The organism is Parafrankia irregularis (genome assembly GCF_001536285.1).
Taxonomy (GTDB): Bacteria; Actinomycetota; Actinomycetes; order Frankiales; family Frankiaceae; genus Parafrankia; species Parafrankia irregularis.
In genome coordinates this window covers 134,888-161,616 of the sequence record NZ_FAOZ01000005.1, presented here as the reverse complement: position 1 = coordinate 161,616, position 26,729 = coordinate 134,888, and the positions used below count along the sequence as shown (strand labels likewise).

At 73.7% G+C, this 26,729-nt stretch carries 17 protein-coding genes; 13 read left to right on the top strand and 4 right to left on the bottom strand.

The features are described 5' to 3' along the window. Nucleotides 1–25 precede the first annotated feature (25 nt). From AWX74_RS09840 to AWX74_RS09825, 4 genes are read left to right on the top strand one after another with little or no spacing between them, the layout of a single operon-like run. Nucleotides 26–2,077, top strand: coding sequence for a hypothetical protein (locus tag AWX74_RS09840; RefSeq protein ID WP_091274034.1), 2,052 nt, complete (start codon nt 26–28; stop codon nt 2,075–2,077). Next, nucleotides 2,074–3,210 carry a hypothetical protein gene (locus AWX74_RS09835; protein ID WP_226931277.1) on the top strand — a complete coding sequence of 379 codons (1,137 nt, stop codon included), beginning with the start codon at nt 2,074–2,076 and terminating at the stop codon, nt 3,208–3,210. Before AWX74_RS09840 ends, AWX74_RS09835 begins: the two co-directional genes overlap by 4 nt. Then, entirely contained in the window at nt 3,207–6,707 is a 3,501-nt protein-coding gene (locus tag AWX74_RS09830; RefSeq protein WP_242666156.1) for a hypothetical protein, read from the top strand. Before AWX74_RS09835 ends, AWX74_RS09830 begins: the two co-directional genes overlap by 4 nt. Continuing rightward, nucleotides 6,704–8,446: a hypothetical protein gene (locus AWX74_RS09825; protein ID WP_091274029.1), complete on the top strand. Its 1,743-nt coding sequence runs from the start codon at nt 6,704–6,706 to the stop codon at nt 8,444–8,446. Before AWX74_RS09830 ends, AWX74_RS09825 begins: the two co-directional genes overlap by 4 nt. Nucleotides 8,447–8,523: 77 nt before the next feature. On the opposite strand, the gene AWX74_RS39925 is transcribed toward AWX74_RS09825, so the two are convergent. The 3 genes from AWX74_RS39925 to AWX74_RS09810 form a co-directional block, all read right to left on the bottom strand. After that, a complete protein-coding gene (locus AWX74_RS39925; protein ID WP_165615552.1) occupies nt 8,524–9,264 on the bottom strand; it encodes a hypothetical protein in 741 nt (246 codons plus the stop codon). A gap of 153 nt (nt 9,265–9,417) precedes the next feature. Continuing rightward, on the bottom strand, nt 9,418–11,523 hold the full coding sequence (locus AWX74_RS09815) for a hypothetical protein (protein WP_091274024.1): 2,106 nt from the start codon (nt 11,521–11,523) through the stop codon (nt 9,418–9,420). A 38-nt stretch (nt 11,524–11,561) separates the two neighbouring features. Continuing rightward, the gene (locus tag AWX74_RS09810; protein WP_091274022.1) at nt 11,562–12,731 is read right to left on the bottom strand and encodes a hypothetical protein; all 1,170 of its coding nucleotides are present in this window, start codon (nt 12,729–12,731) and stop codon (nt 11,562–11,564) included. Between the two features lie 381 nt (nt 12,732–13,112). Here AWX74_RS09810 and AWX74_RS09805 point away from each other — a divergent pair, with 381 nt between their 5' ends. The 5 genes from AWX74_RS09805 (at nt 13,113) to AWX74_RS09785 (ending at nt 21,825) form a co-directional block, all read left to right on the top strand. Continuing rightward, complete coding sequence (locus AWX74_RS09805; protein ID WP_091274019.1) at nt 13,113–13,808, top strand: hypothetical protein; 696 nt, start codon at nt 13,113–13,115, stop codon at nt 13,806–13,808. Between the two features lie 82 nt (nt 13,809–13,890). After that, the gene (locus tag AWX74_RS09800; protein WP_193209828.1) at nt 13,891–15,177 is read left to right on the top strand and encodes a protein kinase domain-containing protein; all 1,287 of its coding nucleotides are present in this window, start codon (nt 13,891–13,893) and stop codon (nt 15,175–15,177) included. Between the two features lie 27 nt (nt 15,178–15,204). Beyond that, a complete protein-coding gene (locus tag AWX74_RS09795; protein ID WP_091274014.1) occupies nt 15,205–16,335 on the top strand; it encodes a hypothetical protein in 1,131 nt (376 codons plus the stop codon). Between the two features lies 1 nt (nt 16,336). Continuing rightward, complete coding sequence (locus AWX74_RS09790) at nt 16,337–18,769, top strand: hypothetical protein (RefSeq protein WP_091274012.1); 2,433 nt, start codon at nt 16,337–16,339, stop codon at nt 18,767–18,769. Further along, a complete protein-coding gene (locus AWX74_RS09785) occupies nt 18,766–21,825 on the top strand; it encodes a penicillin-binding transpeptidase domain-containing protein (RefSeq protein ID WP_091274010.1) in 3,060 nt (1,019 codons plus the stop codon). Before AWX74_RS09790 ends, AWX74_RS09785 begins: the two co-directional genes overlap by 4 nt. A gap of 23 nt (nt 21,826–21,848) precedes the next feature. Here the strand turns inward: AWX74_RS09785 and AWX74_RS09780 are convergent, their stop codons facing one another. Further along, nucleotides 21,849–22,676, bottom strand: a complete 828-nt coding sequence (locus tag AWX74_RS09780; protein WP_091274008.1) for a TIGR03620 family F420-dependent LLM class oxidoreductase — start codon at nt 22,674–22,676, stop codon at nt 21,849–21,851. A 175-nt stretch (nt 22,677–22,851) separates the two neighbouring features. Between AWX74_RS09780 and AWX74_RS09775 the strand changes: the two genes are divergently transcribed. The 4 genes from AWX74_RS09775 to AWX74_RS09760 are packed head-to-tail and all read left to right on the top strand — an operon-like array spanning nt 22,852 to nt 26,705. After that, nucleotides 22,852–23,526: a sigma-70 family RNA polymerase sigma factor gene (locus tag AWX74_RS09775; protein ID WP_226931278.1), complete on the top strand. Its 675-nt coding sequence runs from the start codon at nt 22,852–22,854 to the stop codon at nt 23,524–23,526. After that, the gene (locus tag AWX74_RS09770; protein ID WP_091274004.1) at nt 23,510–24,691 is read left to right on the top strand and encodes a DUF4367 domain-containing protein; all 1,182 of its coding nucleotides are present in this window, start codon (nt 23,510–23,512) and stop codon (nt 24,689–24,691) included. Before AWX74_RS09775 ends, AWX74_RS09770 begins: the two co-directional genes overlap by 17 nt. After that, on the top strand, nt 24,688–25,707 hold the full coding sequence (locus AWX74_RS09765) for an ABC transporter ATP-binding protein (protein WP_091274001.1): 1,020 nt from the start codon (nt 24,688–24,690) through the stop codon (nt 25,705–25,707). Before AWX74_RS09770 ends, AWX74_RS09765 begins: the two co-directional genes overlap by 4 nt. Further along, nucleotides 25,704–26,705, top strand: a complete 1,002-nt coding sequence (locus AWX74_RS09760; RefSeq protein ID WP_226931279.1) for an ABC transporter permease — start codon at nt 25,704–25,706, stop codon at nt 26,703–26,705. The genes AWX74_RS09765 and AWX74_RS09760 overlap by 4 nt, the downstream gene beginning before the upstream one ends. Nucleotides 26,706–26,729: the final 24 nt, after the last annotated feature.

The following is a 26,729-nucleotide window of genomic DNA, read 5'->3' as shown; positions in this document are numbered from 1 at the left end:
GCCGGGCGGCTGACTTCGACGACTCATGAGGGACGACGACGCGGTGAGCTGGAGCGCGGCCGAGGCCGCGGTGGGCTGCCCGGTGTGCCGGCGGCGGGTGGCGGAGCGGGACACAGCCTGCCCGCGGTGCGGCTGGCAGCTGCGGAGCCCCCATGTGCTCGGCGAGATCACGGCACAGCTGCGAAAGGCGTTCGACACCCGGCTGGCCCAGGCCAGGCGCAGCCACGACCTGCGGTCCGCCGCCCGGGTGCTGGCCGCGGCGGAGCAGCCCGACCCCGATCTGCCGGTCCGTCTCGCCGCGTTCATCCGCGGCGGGGACAGCACCGCCACGGAACTCGCCGCCGAGCTGGTTGAGCTGGCCGAACGGGCCGCCACCCCGGCGGCCGCGGCGGCCGACCGGCCGGGTCTGCGCGAGCCCGAGATCGTGCTCGGCCCGCTGCTGCGGCGGATGGCCTCGGGTGGCCCCACGCGGATCGCGGTCATCGAGCTGCGGCCCGACGCCGTCGTCGTCAGCACCCTGACGACCGGCTCCGACGGGCAGCCCGGCCGGCTGGCGGCCGCCCGGGAGTGGGCCTGGCCGGACCTGCTGCCAGCCCTGCCCACGGACCCCGACGCCCGCCGCCTGCGCCTCGCGGCGGGTCTGGAGGAGGACATCGCGCTCGGTTCGCTGGTGCCGGTGCTCGCAGCGGTGGCTGAGACGCTGGCCACCGAGATCCTGCTGATCCGGCCGGCGGTCGACTGGCCGGTGACCAGCCAGGTCGCGGACGCCCTGGCCGGCGAGCTGGGTCGGGCTGCCGGGTCGCGCCGGGCCGACGGCCCGCCCGCGGTCCAGCAGGCCCGGGCCCGGCCCCGGGAGCCCTTCGCCACCGCACTCGAGGCCTCGCGCCGGCAGCTGCCGCTCGCCGTCGGCTACGGGCTGGTCGTGGCGGACGTCGACCGGGTCACCCGCGGGGTGCGCCTCACCACCCGGATGCTCTTCCCGCCTGGCACCGTCATCGCCGACGGGCAGCCTCCCACCGCCGAGATCACCGTCTCGGTGCCGGCCGCCGCCCCGCCCGAGCTGGCGTTGGTGATCGTCGCGGGCGGGGTGGCCGGCGCGGGCGGGGTGGCCGGTGCCGAACCGCATCCGGACGGCTGGGCACCGATCACGGTCGGCTGGGCCGCGGCGACCCCGCGGGCCGACCTGCGACTGCGGTTCGCCCTGGATGGGCCGGGCCGGATCCGCTTCCTCGAACCGGCCGGAATCCGGGTGCACAATCCGGGCTGGCCGGAGCTGCTGGCCCGGGTCCCGCAGCGTTACGGCGCGGACCCGGTGGACGTGGTCTGCCTGGTGGAGATGGCGGGAACGGCGCAGGACGTGCTGCGCCGACTGGGGCTGGTCGACGATCTGATCGCCCTGGTCGTGGCCGAGCATCCCGACGCCGACGCGGTCCGCTTCGTGGTGCTCGGCTACGACGACCACGACTACCTGGGCCAGGGGTGGCCTGACCAGGGGCAGGTGGTGCGGACCGTCGGGCCGGCAGCGGGCCTGCAGGTCCGGGTGGCGCTGCGGGAGTGGGGCCCGAGCGTTCCCCAGCACGACCTCGCCGCCCCGCTGGAGGACGCGCTGGCCGTGGCGGCCCGGCTGCCGTGGCGGCCGGGGGCTGCCCGCGCGTTGGTGACCGTCGCCGCCAGGCCTCCGCATCCACCGAGGCAGCGAACCGATGACCTTACGCTTCCCTGCCTGGACCGGCACGACTGGAGAACACTCATGGACAGCCTGGCCACTGTGCAGCCCCCGCGTCGGGTGGCCGTTTGCGGGCAGGAAGCGTTCCTTGCCGGCTCCGGCGCTGGAGCCGGAGCCGGTTTCGGTTTCGGTGTGGCTGGCGGTGGCCGTGCCGGTGGTCCGTCCGGGGCCGGTGCGGTCTGGCGGGTGCTGGGTGCGGACGCGCTGCTCCTGCTCGAGACGGCTTCCGCGCAGGAGGTGGCCGACGCGCTGGGGCTGTTCGCCGGGTCCGCCGGGCAGCCGCTGCCGCTGCCGCTGGCACCGGCGTCGGCGTCGGCGTCGGGCGTCGCGTCGCCGGGTGGCCCGCGTTGACGCGTCCGCCGGCGGGCCCGCGCCCGTCGCCCCGGGGCCGGGTGCGCCTCGGGCTCTGGGGAGCGACGAGCAGCGGGAAGACGACCCTGATGGCCGCCATGCAGCTCGCCGCCATCCAGCACAAGCCCCGCGAACCGGGAGGCAGACACGTCCGGTGGACCATCACCAGCGCGGACCGGGCGACCGGAAGCGCATTGGAAAGGCTGCGGAGCACCCTGGTCCAGGACCATCGTTTCCCGCCGGCGACGCTGGCCAACACACCGTTGCGGCTCATCTTCGAGGGCCGCGTGCTGCGGCCGGGCTCGAGTCCCGCGCGGCCGAGGCCTGAGCGCACGCCGCCGATCGATTTCACCCTCGACTTCCTGGACGTCTCCGGTGCGTTGTACTACCGGGGCGGTGGAAGCGGTGGCAGTGAGATCAGCACCCTGGACGGCGGCAGCGGCAGCGGCAGCGGTGGCGGTGGCGGTGGCGGTGGCGTCGAGGACGACGGGCTGAGGTTCGACGACGACGAGACCAGCGCGCCGACCCCGGCTCGCCGCCCTCCGGACCGGGGCGCGGCGCAGCACGAGGAGCTTGTCGACCACCTGGTCCGCTGCGACGGGATCGTCCTTCTCTTCGACCCGATCCGGGAGCGGGACCGCGCGGACGGCGACAACTACGCCTATTTCGATGCCATGATCAACCGTGTGCTCGAGAAGGTCCGCACCGCGGGGCGAAGCCGGGGTGGGCTGCTGCCGCACCACCTCGCCGTCTGCGTCACGAAGTTCGACGACCCCCGGGTGCTCGGGGTCGCCCTGGACGGCAGGCTCAACACGCTGGCCAACGGATCGGGGCCGCCCAGGATTGAGAGCGATGTCGCCCATCGCTACTTCGATCAGCTCTGCAACAGATCGACCGGCGCCTCCCATCTACGAGACGCGATCGGCGGATTCTTCGACCCGTCGCGGGTTCGCTTCTACGCGACTTCCTCCATCGGGTTGTTCGTCGGCCCGGACGGCCGGTTCAACCCCGTCGACTACTCGAACATCGTGATGACCGGTGGGGTGCCCCGCATCCGCGGCCGGGTGGCGCCGATGAACGTCCTGGAGCCGGTCGTGGGCCTGGTGACCCGGATCAACGGGGAGCGCCGGTGACCGGCACCGTCGGCTTCGAATGGGCGCTGCTGGGCAAGGAGCCCGGGCAGCGCGAGGACTACCAGATCCTGTGCGCCGGCGGGGCCCGGCTTCGACCGGCGACGCTGGAACGCATCATCCAGCATTTCTCGCCCGGCTCGCCGGCCGGTGAGCGCGCGGGCGAGCCGGACGCGCTGCCGTGGATCACCTTCACCGCCGCGACGTCCGGCGAGACGCCCTACGTGGGAGTCGCGATCCGCGAATGGCCCGCGGACCCGGCCATGGCGGTCGACGCCACCGGCCGGGTCGTCATCCCCACCCGCTTCTTCTGCCTGCCGCTGGACGACTTCCGCCGTCACCTGGGGAGTTTCACGGCGCTGTACGAGGCGGTGCGGGTGGCGACCGTGAGCCAGCTGCGCCGGCTTCCCGAGGTCACGGGCGGCCAGGCGCTGTCCCTGCGCCCCGCCGCGTCGCCGCCTCGCCGCGCGGGTGCACTGGCCAGCCCGGCCCTGCGTTTCCTGCGCGGCGCGGTCGTCACCGCCGCGTTGGCACTGGACGGTCCGGTCGTGGTGCGTCCCGTACCCGAGCTGGCCACCCATTCGGCCCGGATCGCCTTTCTCGATCTGGTGGCCGCGCTGCTGCCGGCCGGCGCCGAGGGCGCTCTCGCCGCCGGTACCTGGGTCGACGTCGCGACCAGCCACCGGCTGCGCGTCGCGTTCGGACAGGACCTCGGCGGCACCGGCCGGCTGGTCGACCCGACGGCACCCCCGCGGTTCGGCCCGCCGAACCCGAACGACGAATGGGCTCCCCGCTACGCCTCCCTGCTGGCCTACCTGATCGACGGCAACCGGCCGGCCGACCACGGCGCCGGTCACGGGCTCGGCCACGACGCGGGCCGTGACAACGGGCTCGCCCCCGCCCGAGACCACGGGCTCGGCCACGACCACAGCCACGACCACAGCCACGGCGACGGCGACGGCGGGTTGCGCACAGTCCTGGGATGGCTTGCCGAGGACACCACACCGCGCAGTTTCAGCCGGCCCGGGGAGATCTTCCAGGCTCTCACGGAGACCGCCGCGCTGGACCTGGCCACCCGGTTCGCCGCCGGGAGGGCAGGCCCGGAGCACCTCCGGCGGCACCTGGCCGCCCTGCCCGCGCCGGCGGACCCGACCGGCGTCCTCGTCCCGCTGCTTCTGCCGTTCGCCCGGCCGGAGGACCTCACCCTGGTCGCCCGCCACTGGGCCCCGGCGCTGGCCCCGGCGGTGGTCGACCTCGTGGTCCGGCTCTGCGCCGCGGGTGGGCGGGAATACCGGGACCTGGCCTCGCACCTGCAGGGTGCCCCCGAGGCGATGTTCGCCGCGATCGTCGGCGGGCTGCTGGAACCGGGAACGGACGACGACCCGCCGCCGGCGGACGCGGTCGAGCTCGCCGCGGACATCATCCGGGAGCACGGAGGGGCGACCGGGGACCGGGCGACCTGGGCCCCGGTCCGCAACGGGCTCGCCGCCAGCCCGGCGCGCACCCTGCAGGTACTGGTGCGGTACTTCGCCAGCCGGGGGGTGCCCGGGCTGCTCCAGCTGGTGGAGTGGCTGGCCGCCGCCGGGCAGCCGCAGACCGACGCGGTGCTGCGCCCGTTCCGCGTGCTGGGCGGCAACAGCCAGGAGTCCGTCGGCCACCCGGATCTCACCGCGGTCGGTGCCGCGGACGGGATCGGTGAGGCGGCGATGCTGACCGTCGTCCGGCTCGCCGGGTGGAGCGGCCGGGCCGAGGCGCTGACACCGGCGCTCGAGGAATGGCTGTGGGCCGAAGCCGACCGGGCTCCGTTCAGCGTCGCTCGCCGCAGAACCTGGACGGCTGCCCTGGACGAGCTGTGGCCGGACCGCCGCGCCGACGAGCGACAGCGGCTCGGCAGGCTGATCGGCGAGCCCAAAGCCCGCCGCCGGCTGCTCCGCCGGAACACGGAGCCCACCGACGGCGAGGCGGCGCCAGACGACCCGTCGTCCCGGCTGGCGGCGGGCACCCGCGTCCAGCTCGGCGCCGGCTGGGTCGACCCGGCCCCGTCACCGCAGCCCGCTTCGGCGGACGGCCGCGGAATCTGGGAGCTCGCCCGGCTGTACACCCCCGGCGTGCGCCGCGACGGGCCACCGGGCGGGACGTCCGACGGGCTGGTGCTGTTCGGTGACGGCGGTGGGCGGCTCGCGGTGTGCGGCGCGGACTGGTGCTGCCACACCGGCCTCGCGCGGTTCCTGGATTCGGGGGTCGGCATCACCGGCCTGGGCCTCGCGGCCGCCGCGTCGGCGTCGTCCGGCTCCCGGCCGAGCCGGCTGCAACTCGTCGCCGCCGACCAGCGCCTGGGTGCCCAGGACGTCGACGCGTTCGGCTTCGGCGCGGTCGCCGCCGTCGCCGCCGGGCTGCTCGACGGCCCGGTGTCGGTGGTCGGCGCCCCGCCGGCCCTGACCACCGAGCAGCGCCTGCGCTTCATCGAGGGAGTGCTCGCCCTGCTGCCGGCCGGTCTGCTCGCCGGGGTGGCCGTGACCACCGCGACCGACAACCCGACCCCGTTCCGGCTGGCCTTCACCGCCCAGGCGCAGATCTCCAGCGGGCAGTCGAGGCTGCTGGTTCGCTGGGGTGACCTGCCGGAAGCCGCGGAGCCGCCGAGCGGCTACGGCCGTGAGTACTTCCGCCGCCTGCTGGCGGCCCGCACCCTCTTCCAGGACACCGCCGGCCTGGTCCACGCGTTGTCCACCTGGCGTGACCCACTGGACGTCGACCAGGCCGAGGACCTGCTCGACGTGCTCACCGACACGAACCCTGCCTTCGTCTCCCCGCTGCCGGCCAGCAAAAGCCTGGAGAAGGCCCGCAGCCGACGGCGGGCGGCGATGGCCGGCAGGTTCGCCCGGGAGCCCGAGGAGGCCGACGCCCTGCGGATCCTGCTCTCCGGCGGCACCATGGCCGACCTGCAGGACGCCATCGTGTTCGCCAACCGCCTCGAGACGTTCCAGCGCCTCGACGGCATCCTCGCCCGACTGATCCGCGGCGACGGGAGGGACAACGACCGGGTCGCACGCACGCACGCGGGAGCGCTCCTGCTGCTGCAGCTTTCCGGCGGCGGAGAGGCCGTCCGGGCGGCGCTGCAGGAGCTGCCCGAGGCCGCGGTCTCCTGGATCATCCATCTCACCAGGTCGGGCAGCTTCGCGGCGCTGAACGCCGCGCAGGGCGGGTGGCTCCGCTGGCTCACTCCGCCGAGCGGGCAGCTGCCGCCGCCGCTGGCCGTCTTCCAGGCGCTGGCGACCCCGCGTCCCGCGCCGATCGACCTGCGGCTGCTGGCGGTCCATGGGGATGATGCGCTGTTGGCCGCGCTGCAGATCGCCCGCTACGGCGAACGGCACGGGCCGCCGGGCCGGTTCGCCCAACTGCTGAGGGCCCTGCATCACACTCGCCCAGCACTGGTGGACTCGTTCCTGCGGAGCGGGGCCGCCGGTTCGAGTGCCGCCGCCGTGGCGGGGCCGCCCAGATGAGCGCCAGGCCACCGGGCCACCGGGCGGGCGTCGACTTCGGCACCCAGTTCACCAGGCTCGTCATCGTGGACGCCGACGCCGACGCCGACGCCGATACCGACCGCGACCGCGCTACCGACGCAGGGCCTGGCGCTGGCGCCGGCGGCCGGGCCGGGGCGTGGATGGTCACCGGTTCCGCCGCTGCGCGACCGCGCGGCCCGGTGGCGGCCGGGCGGGACCTCCTCGCGACGCTGGCCGCGGACAGCGAGATCACGATCGCGGGTGAGGCCGGCCCGTGGGATCTGCGGTCCGTCGGCGGCCTCGCCGTCGCCGTGACCGGTGACTGCTTCGCGACCGACTCCGCAGCGCAGGTCCGGGCGCGGCTCCAGCAGGCGCTGGCGGCCGGGCTGGGGCTGCCCCAGGACGCCGTCGCCGTCCACAGCACGGCGGTGTGCGCCGCGGCCGTCCGGGCCGACCAGCTCGCGGTGGACGGGGGGCCGGGGATCCCGGGGCGCCTCGTGCTGGTCTGTGACATCGGCGCGGACTCGGTCGAGGCAGCCCTGGTCGAGGTCGCCACCGCCCCGGCTGGCACCGCTTCGGCCAGCACAGCTTTCGCCGGCGCCGTCCCGGCGGGTAGCGCCCCGGCCTCGGCGGGCGTGGGGACCGTCCGGCTGTTGGAACGCTGGATCCAGCCTGGGTACGCCGGCCGCGGTTTCGCCGTGGACGCGGTCCGGCGAGCTGGCCACGCCGGTCCCGCCGGTCCCGCCGGACGCGTCGGACCCCGGGCATTCGGTGATTCCGGTGACGACACGGTGCCGATCAGGACGGAGAACGACCTGGTCCTGACGTTTCTGCGGGGTGCCCGTGCCGGCCGGGAGCCGATCGGCGCCGGCCCGGTCGGGACCACGGCCGATCCCTACCGGGACGCCGGCAGCGCGCTGGTCTTCGGACCCGGCCGGGAGCTGCGCGCGGGCCAGCTGGCGGCGGCGTTCGAGCCGGTCGCCCAGACGGTGCGGGCCGCCGTCGGCGGGCTGCTGCGCCGGCGGGTTGACCTGCGCCAGCCGGAAGGCCTGCGCCAGCCGGAAGACGGGGATGCCGTGGCGCGAGGCGGAGCCTCCTGGCCGGAGGTGATCGTCGTCGGCGGCCTCGGCTTCCTGCCGTCGGCGGTCGAGGCGGTCCGGACAGCGGTCGCCGAGGCCTGGCCGGCCGAACTGCCCGGCGGCTCGGCCGTCTCCGATGTCTCCGGTGTCTTCGGCGTGTCTGACGTCTCGGGCGTCCTCGGCGAAGCTGAAGCCGCCGGCGGCGGGGAGGCGCAGGTGCCGGTGTGGCCGGTCGCGGAGCCCGAGTACGCGGCTGCCCGGGGAGCCGCGCTGCTCGCCGCGGCGAGGGTCCGCGGGACGGAGCTCTACCCGCACACGGTGAGCCTGCGCGTCCACCGTGTCCTGGCCGGCCGGCTGACCGGCGGGAGCCTGCGGGTGATCTCGGCGGGAGACGTCCCGATGGAACGGTGTGAGCTGGCCGGCGAGCTGATCACGGTCCACCATGACGGGTCCGCGGGCGGCGTGCTCGTCGTGGACGTCCAGGCCGACGGCGACCCGCCGCGGGCGCTGCGGGTGCCGCTCGGCGCCGAGCTGCCAACCGGCGACTACCACGTCGGGGTGAGGCCGGACCGCTCACAGCTGGGCGCGCTGCTGCTCAGCCCGGCCAGCGGCGGCCCGCCCACGGTGCTGCCGCTGGGCCGGTACCAGCGCCGGCCTTAGCGCCGCGTCAGGCAACGTCGGCACTTCGGTGACCTGGCGTCGGTCCGGCACTCCCGCGCAGGCCGCGGATCCAGGCGTCAGCCCCGGCCGGTCCATGTCGTGCCGGGTACGGCGGGCTGGGCCGTCACTCCGCCCCACAGCACCAGCGGCCGTAGCACGTCGTAGGCCTGGCCTCCGTCGAAGCTCGTGAACACGGCGGGATCGGTGCTGTCGACGTAGGCGAAGCTCGGGCAGTCATCGGTCCCCGTGCCCGTATCGGTGACCTGGACCACTTTGCCGGTGTGAGCTTCCAGAACCGTCATCCGGTAATTGCTGCGCAGTAGTCGAACGTTGCCGCCGAGGTCCTCGCACACGATTCCGGACGGAGACGAACCGGTCCGGGTGACGCATGCGACGAGCTGTGTCCGGCTGAGATCCGGGATGAGGGCACCGGATTGATCGCGGGTGAGAACATTGAATGCACCACGAAGGTCGTCCGGCGGATCGCTCCAGAGAATGGAGGTGAGGGCGACGGCACCGGTGTTCTGGCCAGGCTGGAGCCCTTCGATCGGATGTGGCGCGGGCCCGGTATACGGCGGCATCGCCGGTATGTATCCGCCGTACCTGCACATGGCCTGCAGGCCCTCGCTGCTGGCCGGATGCGCCTGGGGCGTCCGGGCCGTCGGAAGTGGCGCCGTGGAGTCCGGACCAGTCGGGCCGCTGGTCCCGGAGCAACCCACAAACGCGGCCACCGTCAGCGCGAACAGTGCGGCGCCGATGAGACGGCCGCGAGGCCGCGACCGCGTCACATGGCTGGCGGCATATCTTTGAACGTGCACGAAGCAACCTTCCCTGTGCGGGTCAACGCAGGTTCGATCCTGCACCTGGGAACGGGGCACGAACACTGGACCGGAGGATTCTGGTCGTTGGAACGACCAGAATCCTCCGTTGTTCGCTCGCGGCCTCCGCCTCCTCGGCGGCAGGTCTCCCGGTCAGATTTTCGGTAGCCAGATACGCCACTGCCGGCCGGCTGGCAGGTTTCTGGCCCACGGGTTCCTGATCAGGAAACGGCCGACCACCTTGATCAGAACGGCCAGCCCGGGTGGCCGATCACGCTGGTCGATGTTGGCCTGGACCAGGCGGACGAGCTGCTCCAGCACCCTGAGCATGAGGTCCACCTGCGCCTCGTCCTGAGGCCAGCCGGTGTCGAGGATGGAGCGGGCCAGGGCGGTCAGGGCCTGGTCGACCCGCCCATCCGCCCCCTGCTCCCGCACCAGGGTGGCGAAGTGCTCCTGGAACGCCGCCGTGTAGTCCGTCGCCATCGTGCTGATCCGGCGTCCCAACGGCCTGCCGGGGGCTTCGCCCAGGATCAGCAGGAGTACGTCGTAGCGGGCCGCCCTGCTCGGGGTGCCGAAGCGGAAGCCGCGGATCTCGGCGGCCCAGTCCTGCCGGTGCCGCGGCGACAGGGCTGGGACGGTCTGCCACAGCCAGGGATCCAGCAGGACCACCATGGCGGCGCCGGTGCCGCGGAGCCGGGCGAGCTGGGAGAGCGACAGCAGGTAGCGGGCCCGGCCGTGCAGCGTTTCGACGACGTCCGGGTTGGGGGAGCCGTCGAGAACGGCGCGGAAGGGGCGCGTCTGGTCGGCGAGCTCGGGCGCGACCTCCAGCCAGCGCAGCCAGCGTCGCGTCGACGCCGTCGCCTGCCGCTCGCCGGCGGTTCCTGCGTCCATGGCTGTGCCTGTGCCTGTGTTCAGGGCGCCCTCGAGGCCGAGGTCGTCGAGAACGGCCAGGCGGATCAGCTCGAGGGCGAGGTCGTCCCGGGGCACCTGCGCGACCACGGCGAGCAGCCGCCGGCTGAACCTCCGCGTCGCGTCGTCGTCGCGCGGCCGCTCGTCGTCCCAGGCGGCGCGCACCAGCTCGGCGACCTCCTCCACCGCCTTCTCCTGGACGGCCTGCCACTGCTCGGCGTCCGTGTCCGTCGGGGCGGTGTCAGGCAACAACCGGCCCGGGGCCAGCCGCCGGGCGACCAGGGCGGCCAGCGCGTCGGCGGTGTCGCCCCCGCCCATCTCGTGCAGGTGGAAGTAGGCGCGTGCGGTCGCCCTGAGTCGATGCCAGGCGGCGGGGTAGGCGGTCGGGTAGCCGGTGAGATGGGTGACGAGGGCGGCCAGTGATCCGCCTGCCTGGTCGCGCAGCCGCAGCAGCAGATCGAAGTAGTCGGCGGCTGGGCCCGGCAGCTGGGCGGGCCGCGGTCGCGGGTCGCGCCAGCGCAGAACCAGGTCACCCTGGCGGGGCTGGTCGGTGAAGGCGAGCCGGATCCGGTGAGCGGCGCCGCTGACCGCCCAGGTGCTGGCGGTCAGCCGGGCCCGCTGGCCGTAGGGCAGCAGCGCCGCTACCGCGTCGAGGAATCGCAGCCGCGTCCGCGCGGTCGGCTCGTCGCGGCTGGGGGCCGGGAAACCGAGGATGGCCACCCTGCCGGCCAGGACGAGCGCCGCGGCCTCGGCTGCCAGTAAGAACCACTGCTCGTCGTCGGTGGCCAGGCTTTCGGCGATCCGTGCCGGGTCGAGGCGCGGCACGGTGACGGGCAGGCTGCCCACGGCGGTCGCCGTCACCGCGGGCTGGGTTCCCGTCGCCGAGTGCTGGAGCATCGGGCGCTGGAGCATGGGGCGCTGGATCGTCGGGCTGGCCAGAGCGGTGTGCAGGCCCGCGTAGGAGACCGGAGCGGCGGCGAGCGCGCTGAACGGGACGCAGAGGTAGCGGGTGTGCGCGATCGGGCGCCCGGACGCGTCGGCCTCGTCGGACCAGGTGCGTTCGGCGATCCCGAGCACGGTCTGCCCGGTGTTGCGACCGAGTGGGGCGTAGCTCACCGTCACCCAGGGCAGCGACCCGGGCAGGCTGGTGCGCTGAGCGTGTGGCGGTGTTCCGGGGGAGTACCGGTGCAGGATCGTCTGGTAGGCGGATCTGCTGAAGTAGGCCTCGTTCGACCGGAGGACGACGTAGTCGGTGAAACCGCCGCGCTCCTTGCCCATGAGCGCCCACCCGACCCGCAGGGTGGGCCCGCCCGGCGTTGGCGGCCCGGGCGGTGCGGCCGGCGGGCTCACAGCGTCGGCCTCACAGGCCTGGCCTCACAGCTTTGGCCTCACAGGTCTGGGGGTGGGCCGGACCGGGTGAAGTCCGAGAAATCCGAGTCCAGCTCCGAGTCCGGCTCCGGGGATTCCGAGGATTCCGGGGATTCCGCGGGTTCCGGGATGATCGGCGGTGGCAGCGGGTTCCGCCGGATCTCGTCCTCCAGCCACAGGAACGGCTCGAGCACGTTGATCGGCCGGATTTCGCCGCGGATTCGTGGGCGTCCGTCCGGCCCGGAGATCACGTTCTGGTTGTCGCGGTGCCGGAACAGCCGGCCCGGCTGCACATAGAACCCGATGGACGAGGTCGCGAAGTAGGCCACCCGATCGGGGTCGAAGAACCGACGGATGATCCGGCGAACCTGGGCGGCGCCGCCTGCCTCCCGGCCGTCGCACAGCCGCTCGAAGAGTTCGGCGGCGTACTCGCGGGGCACCTCGGGCAGCAGCAGGTCGTTGTCACCGCTGAGCATGTAGCCGTTCTGGCTGGCCACCCGGTAGATACCCGGATCGTCGATCTTGTTGACGCAGACCGCCAGGTAGTGCGGCAGCCGTCCGTTCCGGATCCGCCCGGATTCGTGGGACAGCCGGCCGATCTGGTCGAGCACCCGGGCGAAGTACTGGAAGGAGTTCTGTTCCCGGTGCTCGGTGACCGGGTCGAACAGGTAGACCAGCCCGTCGCAGTCGGCCATGGTGCGCATGACCTCGTCGGCGTCCGCGCCCGCGGTCTGCTCGGGGTCGAAGAGCGGGAGCCCCTCGTCCTCGTCGTCGTAGTAGTCGTGGTAGGGGTCGTCGAGAACCTCGCCGAGATGGTTGCGGAACATGTAGCCGCCGACGTCCAGCGTGTTGACCTCGAACACCTGCTGGCCGGTGGCCAGCGGGCGCCGCAACCGCCTGCGCAGCCACGCGTTCAGCCCGCGTGGCGCCGGGTCCGGGCGGTAGAAGAGCCAGGAGAGCGGCTCGGCGGCCTCCGTCGCCACCGGGAACTTCTTGTCCGTGGTCAGGACGTCGACGTTTCGGCTCAGGAACGTCGACGACGCCGGGTTGGCCCCGATGACCATCCAGCGGTCTTCTCGGACCTGCTGGCCGGCGGCTATCTGCAGGGCGGCGAGCATGGTCGTCTTGCCGCTCTGGGTGGCTCCCCACAGCCCGATGCGCCGCTGGACCGGCGACCCGCTAGGCGCCATGGCCGGACCTCGGGCTGGCTCCCGCCGTACTGCTGCTGGTGATGCTGCTCATGTGCCCCGTACCGCCCCCGATCCGGTGACCGACTGGGGCAGAACCGCCAGCGGCGGGGCAAATCTACCATCATCGTCACGCCCAACCCGGCTACTGACGGCGACCGGGATGCCGTTGCCGCCGGCTGTCCGGGTGCTGACGGACGCAGGACCCTCACTGTTGTGAGTAATCTTCGCATCATAAGATGACAATCTGCACTGCTCGTGTACCGGGGGGCCGGCTGTGTATATGGGGGACAGGCGCGCGTGAGACTCGGGCCGGAATGGGACCGTTTACGCGAATGGGCCAGGCACAAGGCCGTCAGCGCACGTGGTCACTCTTCATCTGACGTGCTGGAGCAGATCGCCTGGCGAACACTCGACGAAAGTCGGCGGGCGACCTGCGGCGAGGCACTCGTCGCCCCCCGCCGGGTGCGGGTGCGGCTCAACTCGGACGATGCCAGGCGGGCCGAGACGTCGTTACGGACTCTCGGGCTCGAGCTGAGCCAGGCGGGCCCGGCGGTCCAGGACGTCCTCACCGCCGCCCTCGAACGGGAGGGCCGGCGACAGGTCTGGTTCCACGACGACTTCTCCGTGATCCTCGACGGCACTCCCGGGGTCCGGCAGGGCCGTCCGCAGCTCACGGTCGAGTCGCGGGCCGACTGGGGCCTGCAGGCGTTTCTCGCCGACCCGCGGGACTCCGGCCGGGACCGCTCCCGGTCGCTGGGACCGGCCACCGTCATCAACCGGGACCTGGTGTTCGGCGTCTCGCGCCGGCGCGACTCGCACATCTCCGCCGAGGCGCATGCCGAGGTCCGCGTCAATCCCGACGGCCGGGTCACGATCACCCCATCACGGGACCCGCGTCACCAGGCCGTCGTTGGTGACACCCCGCTGGTCGCGGAGGTCACGCTGTCTCCCCGCGATCCGGGCTACCCGTTGCAGGTGGGGCACACCTGGCTGAATCTCTTCTGGGACCAGGGCTGGTTCATCTTTGACGACACGGCCGGGCGGGCGTTGCCGGCGCCGAGCGTGGGGCACCGGTGAGCAGAATTGATCATGCAGATGGCTCTGTTGGTGCTCCTGCTCGGGAACGTCGCGTTCGTCGCCTGGTGGGCGGTGCATGACCATGACTGACAGCGGCCTTGCCGGCGGTATCGACGGTGACACCCCGGAAGGCCCCCGGGGGAGCTGGTGGGTGCAGTTCGACCCCGAGGACGAGGTCAGCGGGCCTCCGTACCAGGTGCAGCGCGGCACGCTGCCCGGTCCGGGCGGTGTGGCGCAGGCCGTCGCCCGCAAGCGGGTCTCCCCGGCCGACGGGCAGGCCGCGGAGGATCTCCGCGCGGAGATCGAGATCCTGCTGACCCTCTGGCACGCCATGGAGCGCAACGGGCCGCGCCCGGACCGCCACCGCCCCTTCCGGTACCCGGACCAGCTCGTCCGCCTGATCGGTTTCAGTGAGCACGGCGACGCCCCGTTCTTCCTCACGACGTCGCTGTCCCACGGCGAGACGCTGGGGCGGCGGCTGCGGCGCGCGGGTCCGCTGGGCGCGGACGAATGCCGTCGGCTCGCGGCCAGCCTGTTCCACGGGCTGTACTGGCTGCAGGCCGCCGAGATCGTGCACCGGGACCTCACCCCGGAGAACATCCTCTGGGATGGCCAGACCGCGCTCATCTTCGACTTCAGCCACGCCTGCTGGGCGGGGGCGCACCGGCCGCACGTGGAAGCGCCGCCGTGGAGCACGCTGGACCCGCCCCGCGCCGACCTGATCGCCGATTTCACCGAGGACGTCTCCCGCGCCTGCTGGCTCATCCTGCACGCCGCGACCGGCGAGCCGCCGGAGTCGCTGCGCAGCTGGCGCCCTGATGCCGACGGCTACTGGTCCCGAGGCGACCAGCAGTACCCGGACTCGGTCCCGGACTGGTCCGGTGGAAGCTCGTCCGTCACCGAGCCGAACATCTCGACCTGGTTTCCCGAGGGATTCTTCGCGGATGTGTTCGAGCCCGGTTCCCCGGTGGTCGCGGCGGAAATGCTCGCGCGGCTGCGCGAACGGCGGCCCGAGCACCGGACGCGGTATGACCCCGCGGGGATGCTGGCCGGGCGGGACCGGTTCAACGGCCTGGTGAAGGACAAGGAATGGCGCCGGGCGCCGGTTGCGCCGTCGTATCCTCCGCCGGGCCGCAGGCGGGCCGGCCACAGCCGCCGCCGGCCCGAACCCGGGCCCGGGCCCGGGCCCGAACAACCCCACGACGAGCCGCTTTCCCACAGACAGCCTCCACCGGATCCGTATCCGGATCTGGGACCGGGACCGGGACCGGGCCCGGTCTCGGGTGATCTGGCCATGAAGGTGATCGTCGCCATCGTCACGATCGTGGTGTTCCTGCTTGTGGTGATCGTCGGTCTGGGCAGCCTCTAGCGGTGGTGAGGAACGGGGGACAGAGCTGTGGCTGAGGTACGATGCCCGATCTGCCTGTACGTCTTCGATGAATGGCCGGACGCGTACGAGGGCGAGTTCTACGAGTACGACGCCGAACGGGATGTGTACGAGCCCGTCGACGAAAGCCTCCTGCGCAGTTTCCGGGAGGACGACCAGGACCAGCACCGGCGGCGTTTCCAGGCCTGGCTGGCAAGCAAATACCTCCGGTGCCCGAATCCCTTCAAGGACCCGACGCACTACCTCTTCTACCCCTACGGCTGGTATGGCGAGCCGTTCGTCATAGGGATGGTCGGGGCGACGACGGTAGGTAAGAGCCACCTGCTGGCGGCGATGATAGGCCAGCTGGTGAACCAGCGGGGCCTCGACGATCTCGGCCTGTCGGTGACGGTGGCCGACCCGCGCCGGCACCGCGAATACGTGCGTGACCAGGTGGATCCGCTGCTGGGCAGGTCGGCGGTACTGCCCGCCACCCTGACGCCGGAGGACGAGGCGGTGTCCTTCGTGGACGCCGTGATCATCACCAATCTCCGGACCCGGCGGGACCGTCTCGTCACCTTCTACGACATCCGGGGCGAGGATTTCGCCAGCAACCGGCGTTCCTCCGATTTCGTGAACGCCGCGGGGGCCCTGGTCTTCGTCGTGGACCCGCACCACAGCGGGCTGGCGGGCCGCCCGGGGAAGATCGACGACGAGGCCTTCAACGCCGTCCTCGGGAAGCTCAAGCTCGTCGGCCGGATGGATCAGCGCACCGGCCTGTTCGACATCGACGCCGCCGTCGTCGTGAACAAGTCGGACGTCCTGCGGTTCCAGCCTCCGGTCCAGGACTGGTACCGCCGGGAGCGCACCCGCGGCGAGGTGGACCTGGACGACATCCTGGACGAGAGCACCGTCGCCTACGGGCTGCTGTACAGCCGGAACGCCACGGCCTGGCTCGCGCCGGTACGTGAATGCCGGCGGGCGACCCTGCACTTCGCCTCGGCGACCGGAACCGAGGAAGCCCTCGACCGGCCCGGGTACTACCGCCGCCGCGTCCAGCCCAACCGGGTACTGGAACCGCTGGTGGCGGTGCTGGCGATGGCCGGCATCATCGACCGCGCGGTCTTCGTCGGTGACCGGACCGGAGAGGTGGGCATCTGACGTGTCCAGCCCTGGCAGCGCCGCCGACCCGCACCCGATCCATCAGATCGTCTACCACTGGGTGCCGGGCCAGCAGTCGCCCCTCGGCCAGGAGGGCGTCGGGCCGGCGCTGACCTCGCTGGAGGACCTGCGGCGACTCGCGGCCTGGAACACGCGGCTGCTCAGCACCGTGCTCGCCGCCTCCGGGCAGGGACCGGACGGATCGCTGTGCTACCTGCGCTTCGGGCCGGACGAGGCCGAGGGGGAGGCGGCGGTCATCCGCAGGGTCCCCGCGCTCGACCCGCAGGGCCGCGTCTCGGTCCTCGCGCATGCCCTCGTCGGCCCGGAGCACATCCTGCCGCCACGCCTGGCGCTCGCCCTGCGGGCCTGGCCGCGCTGGTTCGGGGCGGGGTGGCACGGCGGCCTCGGACCAGCCGCCGGGCAGGTCGACGCCGTCCGGCTGCGACGTCCGACGTCCGCGGCGGGACTGCGTACCCCGGACGTCGAGGCGTCGCTGCGCGGGCTCGCCGTGGCCGCACGGGAGCTGGACGAACCCCTGGTCCAGCTGGTGGCCGGAGTGCTGGCCGACCCGGCCGGCCAGGTCAGCGCCGTCGGATACCCGGGCTGGGTCGACCCGCTGATGTTCGGCCTCGTCGAGGTTCTCGACGACCTGCTGGGCGGACTGCCCGGCCACGACTGGTCGTTCTCCACCGCCGAGACGGCGGAGCGCCGGTCCCCGCTGCGGCACATCTTCCTCGACCGCACAAGCCACTCCGACTTCGAGCAGACCCGGCTGCGCGTGCGATACGGGTCCGCGCTGCCGCCGGAGGACTTCGGCGCCGCCGCGGAGGTCGCCGTCGAGCTGGTGGAGGCCTACCGGGAGTACGGGCCGGGCGGAATGACCAGGGTGGCCCGCGCGCTCGCCGATCCGCTTCCGGACTCGCTGCCCGCCGTGGCGCCCTGGGTCGTCCGCGCCGCGAGCGCGCCGATGGCGGCCTCCGGTCATCTCTGGTCCCTGCGCCGGGTGCTGCAGGGCCGCGGCGGTGAAAGCGACTCGGCCGAGATCGGGCGGCCGGAGACCGCCGCGCTGCTGCGTGACGAGATACGGCGCCTGCGCGCGGACGGCTTCGGGTGGCTGCGCAGCGGCTGGCGGATGGGGACGGCCCCGGTGCTGGTGGCGTCCGCCGAGCCCGTGTGGGCGATCCTCGGTGAGCGACTCGTCGAGGCTGTGCTCGACGAGTCCCTCGCCGCCGCGTCGGACGACGTGCCTTCCGTGGCCGGCGCTGGTGACGGCCCCGACCCGGGCGTGGGCGACCTCGATCGCAACGTCGAGCGCGCGATCCAGCGCGCGGTGAGCGAATGCGGCCTCGGTCCGGCCGCGGTGCGGACCGTCGTGGAACGCTGGTGGGAGCGGATCGGTGCGAGCGAGCCGGGCGCCGCCGGCCGGCTGCGCGCCGCGCAGACCGCCATCAGGATCTGGGCCGAGGCCGGCCACCCCGACCGGGACCGCCCGTGGGCCGGGAACCACCCGCCGGCCGGCCTGCCCGACCCGGCGCAGCGACGGGAGTTCGGGGTGGTGCTCGCGCTCGTGCTGGCCGGCGTGCCGCTCGGCCGCGTCGCCGAACAGCTTCCCACCGGGACGGACGCCGCAACCCTGGCGACCACGCTGGCCGTCACGCTGCACGTGCTCAACAACCGGCTCGGGCACGGCGGGGACGCTCGAGTCATCGCGGACAGCGTGCTCGAGCCCGCCAGGGCGCGTGGGCAGATCCGCCGCCACCTCGTCGGCCCGAAGCTCGACCCGCTGTGGGCCGAGCCCGCGCAACTGCCCGAGCCCGCGCTGCCGGAGTCCGTGCTGCTGCCGGGGGCCGTGCTGCTGCCCGAGCCCGCCGTGGAACGCCGGCTGATGGTCGACCTGCTGTTCCGGCCGGAGCTCGAAGATCCACGCGCCGACAGCGGCTGGCAGTTCGCCGAGGAGCTGCGCGGTCTCCTCCAGCACGGTCTCCCCCCGGGCCTGGTCGCCGAGCTTCTGACGGTCGCGCGGGACGTGGCGACCTCCCCGCCGGCCGAGCCGGTGCTGAGCGCGTTCGTCGTCGACCAGTGGCTGGCGCGGCTCGGCCACCCCCCGCTCACCCCACGCCAACGCCAGCCGCGCAGGCCCGCTCCGCCCCGGTCGGCGCGGACGAGCCGGCCGGCCGCTCCGTCCCGGCCGATGCCTCCTCCGGCCGTGCACGCGCCCGCGGCCCGGAAGGCCGCTGCGGCCCCGCCGCCCGCCAGCGGCCTCGCGGGCAGGCGGGCACCGGGCCGACAGAGGCGAACCCCGCAGACGCCCGACCCACTTGACCAGATGCGCGCCGAGGACGCCGAGCGCCGGAGAAGCTGGCTGATCTTCTGGCTCTGCATGGCCGGGGCGACCGTCCTCGTCATCGCGATCTTCCTGCCGCTGCTCACGTGAGCACCGCCGCCACGGGTTTCGGCACGGTGGGCGGACGTCGATCGCGGGACCCGGTCGCGCCCTCGCGCGCCGCGTGGCCGGGCCTGTTCTTCGCCGCGCTGGTCTTCGCCCTCTGGTGGCACCGGCCGGCCATGGTGGACCCGATGTGGGCCGTGGCCACCGTCGCCCTCCACACCGTGATCACGGTGCTCCTGCTCCGGGGCGCCCGCCGCGTCGGCGACCCGGCCCTCGGCCTGCTGGTGGTCACCGTCCAGGCGCTCACGGCGCTCGGGTTCGTCCTGCGGATGCGGGTCGGTGTCGGGGACCAGATCTCGCTCGGCGCCTACCTGGTCGCCGTCGCCGTCGGCGTCGGGCTGTTCCACCTGGGCCGGTCGCTCGCGCAGACCGACCGGCGCCGGGAGGGCCCGGCGCGGAACCGGTGGATCAGACGGAACGCGCGTACTGGAAACGCGCTGCTCATCCTGGTGGTCGTGTCCGGTGTGCTGGCGCTGAGAGCACCCATCGAGCGGGGCGCCCAGATCGGCCTCACGCTGGGCCCGCTGCACGTCCAGCCGACCGAGGTGTTCCGGTTCAGCCTGCTCGGCTGGATCGCGTTCCGGCTGAAGGCGCCGCCGGACGCCCCCCGCCTGTTCGGCTCCTACCGGCCCCCCGGGGCCGGCCGGGCACTGATCGAGTACGCGCTGGTACCGGCCATGGTGGCCACCGCGCTCTTCGTCAAGCTCTCCGACCTCGGGCCGGCGGTGGTGCTCTTCATCGGCATCGTCGGCCTGGTCGTCCACCTCACCGGCCGCTGGCGCTACGCCGCGGCGGCGACCGCCTCGTTCGCGGTGCTGGCAGCGGTCGCGATGCTGCTGGGCGTCGGTGTGCTGGGCGACCGGCTCGCCCTCTGGAAAGACCCCTTCTACATGGGCGAACACGGCTCGGGGCGGGCGCTGCAACAGCCCGGGAAGGCGCTGCTCGCCTACGCCCGCGGCGGGCTGCTCGGCGCCGGGCCGGGCCTCGGCCGGGTGGACAGCATCGGCACCGAGCGCCAGAACGACTTCATCCTCGCCGTGCTCGGTGAGGAGCTCGGCCTCGTCGGCACCCTGCTGACCGGTGCCCTGTACGCCCTGCTGCTCATCCAGCTGTTCCGGCTGGCCCGGCGGGCCGGTGAGGAGTCCTGGCTGCGGGCCTGGCTGGTCGGGCTTTCCGTCATGCTGGCCGCCAACATCGTCTGGCCGGCGCTGGCGACGACCAGGGTGCTGCCGATCTCCGGCATCACCACCCCGCTGCTCTCGGCCGGTGGGACGTCCATGCTGGTGGTGCTCGGCATCGTGGGGCTGGCCGCGGGCTGCGCCGGCCCCAGGCCAGCCGCCTCCGCCGCCGCCGCTTCCGCCCCTGTTCCCGGTTCCGTCGCTCCCGGTCCGAGCGGCGCGGCCGGCCGTCACGTGACGAGGGCCGGGCGTCGGTCGCCGCTGACCTGGCGGGCGCCGGCACTCGCCGGGCTGCTGGCACTCCTCACCGCCGGCTCGCTGCTGAACGCGCAGCTGATCACCGCCGGCGCCTGGCTGGGCGACCACGACCGCGGCCGCGGGATCGCCCGCACCGAGCGGGCGACGTTCAACCGGGGCCGGATCCTCTCCGCCGACGGCATGGTTCTCGCCGCAACGGTCGGGTCCGGCGTCGACGCGACCCGCCACGGGACGTCCACGGGCCTGCCGATCGGTGATTTCCGGCCGTCCAGGAAGGACACCGACGGCACCGGGCTGGAGAACACCTGGGCGCTGCAGCTCGAATGCGGCACCCGGCCGGAGGAGGGCCTGGCCGGCCCGCGCGGTCTGCTGGGGCAGCGATGCCAGCCCGCAGACGTGCGGACGTCGTACAACGCCGAGATCCAGGAGGCGGCGGTCCGCGCGCTGGCGGAGGCGAAGCAGGCCGCTCCGGGATCCCGCGGCGCCGTCGTCGCCCTGGACCCACGCACCGGAGGTGTGTTGGCCATCGCCGCCGACGACGACCTCGCGACCACCGTCACCGGGGACGCCAGCCAGCCCGGCTCGGTGTTCAAGATCGTCACCGCTGCCGCCATCGACCCGGCCAGGCTGAACGCCTACCACCTGGCGCCACACAGCAGCCTGCCCCTGCCGGACGGCCATTCGCTGCGGAACTTCGGCGGAAGCATCTGCCCCAACAGGGACATGGTCGGGATCCCGGCTCTGGTGGACGCGCTGCGCCAGTCCTGCAACACCGCCTTCGCCGTGGTCGGCAAGGACATCGGCCCGGAAGGCATCACCCAGGCGGCGGCCGCCTTCGGGTTCAGCACGCCCGGCCCCGGCCCCGCTGACAGACCCGGCGGCCAGCCCGCTGACAGACCCGGTGGCCAGCCCGCTGACAGACCCGGTGGCCAGCCTGGTGGCCAGCCCGGCGACAGGCCTGCCGGGCAGCCCGCGGACAGGTCGGGTGCCGCGTCCGCCTGCCGGGCCCTCGGGCTGGAGCCGATTGGAAAGCACCAGTGCGACCTGGACGGCCTGTCCGTCGACGTGTCCTCCGTCGAGTCCGGCACCGCCGACGGCGAGCGCTGCCTGCCGGAGCACCTGGCGATCGGCCAGGCCTGCGTCTACGCGACGCCGCTGCAGATGGCGCTGGTCGCCGCGGCTGTCGCCGCGGGAGGCCAGCTGCGTCCACCGCACATCGTCGAGCAGGTCGAGCGGGACGGCTCCGTCCTGTGGAAGGCACCCGCGGGTCAGTCGCGGCCGGTCATCCCGCCGGAGAACGCCGAGATGATCCGAACCGGCATGGTCGAGGCCGTGAACGCGGGCACGGCGAAGGGGGCCGCCGTTCCCTGCGCCCAGGTCGCCGCGAAGACCGGAACGCCGGAGACCGGGCCGCCCTCGGCCAACCCCGACACCAACGCCTGGACGGTGGCGTTCGCCCCGGCCGAGGAGCCGGAGGTCGTGGTGGCGGTCTACCTGAAGGCACCCGCCGGTGGCCATCTCACCGGAGGCGCGAACGCGGCCCCGGCCGCCGCCACGACGCTGCGGACCGCGCTGGTCGCCCTGAAACGGGCTGACCGCTGCTGAGCCCGCACCACCGGATCAGGTGCTCAGGGAAGGAGCGCGTCGGCGAACCTGCCCAGCCAGACGCCTGCGGGCTGGCTGCCCGCGCTGATCCGCAGAACGACCTGGTCGGCGCCGGCGGCGTGGTATTCGCGGATGCGGGTGACGATGGTGTCGAGGTCTCCCCACGCTGTCACCGCGTCGAGAAGCCTCGCATCGAGACCTGCGATCTCGGGCTCGGTGAATCCCATGCGCCCGAAACTGCGCCGATAGCCGGGCACGGTGCTGAGAAACCTGATGCTGTCGGCGGCGATGGCCCGCGCCGTCGCCGGATCCTTCTCCGGGATGACACTGAGCAGGACGGCGATCGCCGGGTCGGCCCCGAGCGTCACCCGTGCCTGCGCGACATATTCGGGGGTGACCAGGAACGGATAGGCGCCGGCGGCACGGTCCCGGGCGAGCGTCAGGACCCTCGGGCCGAGCGCGGCGAGGATCCGCGCCGACGCCGGTACCACGGGCTTCTCGTTGTCGAGAACGTCGAGATAGGAGCTGATCGTGTGCAGCGGCCGGGCACCGTGCGCGCCACCGAGGCCGACGACGAACCGGCCGGGGAAGGACTCCTCCAGATCCGCGTAGGTCCGCGCCACCTCGCCGGCCGGCACCACATCCACGGAGAGAATGCCGCTGGCGACCTGGATACGTTCCGACCCGCGGACGACCCGGTCGATGACGGGCAGGTTGTTGCCCTGGCCTCCCGCCAGCCACAGAGTCGAATAGCCCGCCGCCTCCGCTTCGCGCGCGAAGGCGACTTCAGCGTCGGGCCCGTCAGTCGGCAGGCTGGAGGCGGCGATGCCAAGGGATCCGGAAGCGACCATGCACAGGGCAACCTCACGCTGGCTGCCTGTGTTCCGCGTCACCGGATCCGGCCGTGGTCGGCACCTGTCGCTTCGCCCGTGGCTCCCGTATCGCCCGCGTTTCCCGCATCGCCCTTCGGCCGTACCAGGACGCGGCTGTGTGTCACATTCGCGCGCCGGGCGGTGCTGTGTGGGTATGGACCTGATTCGGCACAGGCAGGCGGCGGGTGTCCCCGTCCTGGCGGGCCCCGGGGCGGCTGCCGTCACCGCGGCCCGTCGGGGCGGCGAAGGGGGCATCGCCGCCGGCGGGGGCAGAAGCGCCCGGGTGGCGCGATCCCGTCCGGCGCGCGGCGCGGCGGCAGGCGAGGCGGCAGCGGTGCGGCCTGACCTCGACGAGGTGTTCCGGCGTGACTACCAGGTGGTCGTCGGCGTGGCCGCCCGCGTGCTCGGCGACCGGGACCAGGCAGAGGACGTCGCCCAGGAGGTCTTCCTGTCGTTCAGCGGCTGCTCGGTTCCCGGGGCCCGGGCCCGTGGGTGGCTCTGCGTCGCCGCGGCCCACACCGCGCTGAACACCATCCGCTCGCGTCGTCGCCGTACCGGGCGGGAGGAGGCCGCCGCCACGGCCGAGCACGCCACCGAGCCGGATGTGGCCGACGCCGTGGTCCGGCGGGACGAGCACCGCCGGGTGCGCGCCGCCCTCGCCCAGCTTCCCCGCACCCAGGCGGTGGCGCTGGTCCTGCGTCACAGCGGCCTGAGCTACGCCGACGTCGCCGCCGCTCTCGATCTTTCCCCGACCAGCATTGGCACCACGGTGCGCCGCGCCGAGTCGGCACTACGCAAGGAGCTGAACCGCCATGGGTCACACGTCTGACGGCGTGCTGCGCCGGCTGCTCGACGAGCCGGCGGGAGTGACCGACGCCGACCGCGAGCACACCGCGGCCTGCCCACGCTGCCTGGCCGTGCTGGCCACGATGCGTGCCGACGCCGACGCCGTCCACGCCGCACTGTCCTTCGCCGTTCCCGCGGGCGGCGAGCACGCCGCAGGTGAGCATTCCGCGGGTGAGCGCGCCGTCGGCGAGCATGCCTCCGGTGACGTCGATGCCGCCTGGCGGCGCCTGGTCGCGTCCATGCCCGCCGCGGGAACGGGGCGTAAGGCGTCCGCCGCCGAGCGTGGCCGCGCGCACGCCCGTCCGCGCACCGGTCGGCCGTCGTTCGGGCGGCGGTTCGCGGGTCGCCCGGCCGTCGCCGCGCTGGTCGCCGCCGCGGTTCTCGCCGGCGCCGGTACCGCCGCCGCGAACGGCTGGCTGCAGATCTTCCAGACGGAACGGGTCGCGGTGATCGGCCTGGGCCCCGAGGATCTCGTCGCGCTGCCGAACCTGGGCGCCTACGGCGACCTCGACATGGTCAGCGAACCCGACCTGCGCGACGTGGACTCCGCGGCCACCGCCACCAGGCGGACCGGCCTCGACCTGCCCGCCGTGACCAGACTGCCGGGCGGCATCGTCGGCGAACCGGTCTACGAGACGATCGACCAGGTCGAGGCGGTGTTCACCTTCTCGGCGCAACGCGCCGCCCAGGCCGCGGCCGACGCGGGCGAGACCCTGCCGCCGGTACCCCCGGGTCTGGACGGCACCCGGGTGCGGATGGTCGCCGGTCCGGGTGCGGCCCGGGTCTGGTCCTCCGGCTCCGGGGCGCCGGGCCTCGTCGTCGCCCGTGCCGTCGCGCCCCGGGCGTTCTCGACCAGCGTCCCGTTCGAGACGGTCCGCGACTACCTGCTGTCGCTGCCCGGCCTGCCGGCCGACGTCGCGGCCCAGCTGCGCACCTTCGCAGCCGACGGCTCGACCCTGCCGCTGCCGGTGCCCACCGAGGAGGCCACCACCCGGGAGGTGAAGGTCAACGGCATTCCCGCCACCGCGCTGACCAGCCGCGACGGTACCCTCACCGCGGTTGTCTGGGTGCAGGGCGGGGTGGTGTGCGCCGTCGCCGGCTCGCTGACCGAGAACGAGATCCTCACCGTCGCCAGGGAGCTGCGTTGACGACAGTCGCCGAAGGATCCGCGCTCGACGCGGCAGCACGGCTGGTCGGGGACCTGCGACCGTCGTCCGCCGTGTGGGCCTCGGGCCTGCGCAAGCGGTACGGCCGCCGCACCGCGGTCGAGGACGTCTCCCTGGAGGTCGGCCGCGGGCAGGTGGTCGGGCTGCTGGGCCCCAACGGTGCCGGCAAGACCTCGGTGATCAAAATGCTGCTCGGCCTGGTCCGCCCGGACGCCGGCGAGGTGCTGCTGCTCGGGCGGCCGGCGACCGACCCGGCCGCGCGAGCCCGGGTCGGCTACCTGCCGGAGCTGTTCCGATACCAGCCGTGGCTCAGCGCGTCCGAGGTGATGGCCCTGCACATCAGGCTCTCCGGCGCCGACGTCACCGCCGGGGAGCGGCGTGACTGCCTCGGCCTGGTCGGCCTCGCGGGCCGCACCGACGACCGGGTGGGCGGCTTCTCCAAGGGCATGCAGCAGCGGCTGGGGCTGGCGGTCGCGCTGGTCGCCCGCCCCGAGCTCGTCATCCTGGACGAACCGACCAGCGCGCTGGACCCGCTGGGCCGCGCCGACGTCCGTGACATCGTGCTGGACCTGCGTTCGCGGGGCGTCGCGGTGCTGCTGAACTCGCATCTGATCGGCGAGGTCGAACGGGTCTGCGACCGCGTCGTGATCCTCGACCACGGCCGGGTCGCGGCCGCCGGCACCCTGGCGGAGCTCCTCGGCCAGCGTGAGCTGCGGCTGCGGCTCACCGACGTCCCACCCGCGGCGCAGCGACGTCTCGCCGCCGTCGGCCGGGTCGAACAGTCCGGCGACTGGTACACGGTGGCCCTGCCGCCAGACGAGGCCGGGGCCACCGGTGCCACCAGGCCCACCGGGGATGTCGTTCCCGGGCTGGTCGCCGAGCTGGTCGGCCTGGGCGTGCGGGTGCACGCGGTCGAGCCGGCGCGGATCAGCCTGGAGGAACGCCTGCTCGGCATTCTGCGAACCGGCACCGCCGGTCAGCCGGAGGGAGACCGTTGACAGCGCAGCAGGCGACGCCGGCCACGCAGCCGACGCCGACGCCGACGCCGACGCCGACACCGGCGACGCAGGCCAGGCCGCCGGCGCCGACCCAGTCGACGCCGGGGCGGACGGCACCCCGGACGACTCCGGAACGGCTGATGCCGGTCCGGACGGTGCTCACCATCGCCGGGCTCACCCTGCGGGAGGCCTCGCGGCGCAAGGTGATGCGTGCGCTGGGTGCGCTCACCGTTCTGCTGCTGGCGCTCAGCGCCTGGGGGTTCTCCCAGCTCGGTGCCGCGGCCGACGACGGCGGGCTCACCTCCGGCGAGAAGCTGATGGCCTGCTCCCAGATCCTCAACCTGGTGATGTTCGGCTTCAGCCTGATCGCGGCCCTGGGCACCGCCTTCCTCGCCGGGCCCACTCTCGCCGGGGAGACGGAGTCGGGCATCGCGCTGGCGATGCTCGCCCGGCCGATCCGGCGCTCGGCGTTCCTACTCGGAAAATGGCTCGGGCTGGTCGTGTTCGGCACCGTCTACGTGGTGCTCGCCGGCATCGCGCAGTGCCTGGTCGTGCTGGCGACGTCCGGCTACTGGCCGCCGGCGCCGGCGACGGCACTGGCCCTGCTCGCCGCCCAGGCGATCGTGCTGCTGACCCTGGCCGTCCTGCTGTCGACCGCGGTCTCGCCGATGGCCTCCGGCGTGGTCTCCATCGGGCTGTTCGGGTCGGCCTGGGTCGCCGGGGTGATCGGCGGCGTGGGCGCGGCACTCGACAACGAGGCCGTGGAACGGGTCGGCACCGTCTCGCGGATCCTGCTGCCCACCGATGGACTGTGGCGCGGGGCGATGCACGGCTTCCAGGACCCGTCGGTGCTGCACAGGTTCGCCGCGGGTGAGTTCGAGGCCTTCCCGTTCCTCAGCGTGCATTCGCTGACCGCCGCGTATCTGGCGTGGGCGGTGGTCTGGGTGGTCCTGGTCTGGAGCGTCGCGGCGGCCTCCTTCCGGCGCCGCAACCTCTGAACGACCCAGCTTCTGAACGACCCG